We start from the raw sequence: 1118 nt of genomic DNA, 5'->3' as shown, positions 1-1118 counted from the left end.
CATCCTGCGCGACATCACCGTCAACCTGGGCTGCCCGGTGCGTGGCCGGCGGGTCCTGCTCCTGGGCGCCGGTGGCGCTGCGCGGGGCACCATCCTGCCGCTGCTGGAGGCCAGCCCGGCGACCCTGGTGATCGCCAACCGCACCGCCGCCAAGGCCCACGAACTGGCCGCTGAATTCGCCGGCAGCAGCCATGCCGGACTGATCGGCTGCGCCCTGGCCGAACTGGCCGGACTGCAGTTCGACGTGGTCATCAACGCCACCAGCGCCAGCCTGTCGGATGCAGTGCCCGACCTGCCCACCGGGCTGTATGCCCACGGCAGCCTGGCCTACGACATGATGTACGGCAAGGGCGACACCCCGTTCATGACCGCTGCCCGTCAACAGGGCGCCAGCCGCAGCGCGGACGGCCTCGGCATGCTCGTCGAGCAAGCCGCCGAAAGTTTCCTGCTGTGGCGCGGCATCCGGCCGAGTACAGCGCCGGTACTTGCCGAAATGCGGGCCTCGATCTGAACGCCGGGCGATGAAGACCCTCTGGCACTGGACCAAACGCGCCCTGCTGGGCCTGGTGCTGCTCTTCGTCGCCTACCAGCTGTGGCTGCTCGGCCACGTACTGTGGTGGAAGTGGGTGCCGCCGTCCGAGACCAGCTTCATGAGCCTGCGCCTGGGCGAGCTCAACGCCCAGCAGCCGGACGCCGAACTGCGCTACCGCTGGGTGCCCTACGAACGGATCTCCATCCACCTCAAGCGCGCCGTGATTGCCGCCGAGGACGACAAGTTCGTCGACCACGAAGGCTTCGACTGGGACGGCATCCAGAAGGCCATCGAGAAAAACCAGAAAAAGGGCAAGGCCGTGGCCGGCGGCTCGACGATCAGTCAGCAGCTCGCCAAGAACCTCTTCCTGTCGCCCTCGCGCAGCTACTTTCGCAAGGCCGAGGAAGCCATCATCACGGTGATGATCGAAACCCTGTGGGACAAGCGGCGCATCCTCGAGGTCTATCTCAACGTGGTCGAATGGGGCAACGGCATCTTCGGCTGCGAAGCCGCGGCGCAGCGCTATTTCAAGATTTCGGCTGCCCAGCTGGCCCCCGCCCAGTCGGCCCGGCTGGCCGTCATGCTG

At 67.0% G+C, this 1118-nt stretch carries 1 protein-coding gene and 1 pseudogene; both read left to right on the top strand.

What is annotated here, in order from left to right; all coding sequences use genetic code 11:
- A pseudogene (gene aroE, locus ETQ85_RS26005) lies at positions 1–511 on the top strand (shikimate dehydrogenase); the annotation flags it as partial.
- Between the two features lie 10 nt (positions 512–521).
- Positions 522–1118 (top strand): monofunctional biosynthetic peptidoglycan transglycosylase (mtgA, locus tag ETQ85_RS26000; RefSeq protein ID WP_148581861.1); only part of this gene is annotated, 597 nt, incomplete at its 3' end.

The organism is Zoogloea oleivorans (genome assembly GCF_008107625.1).
Lineage (GTDB): Bacteria > Pseudomonadota > Gammaproteobacteria > Burkholderiales > Rhodocyclaceae > Zoogloea > Zoogloea oleivorans.
Note: the sequence above shows the minus strand (reverse complement) of the source record. Positions and strands in the feature narration are given on the sequence as shown.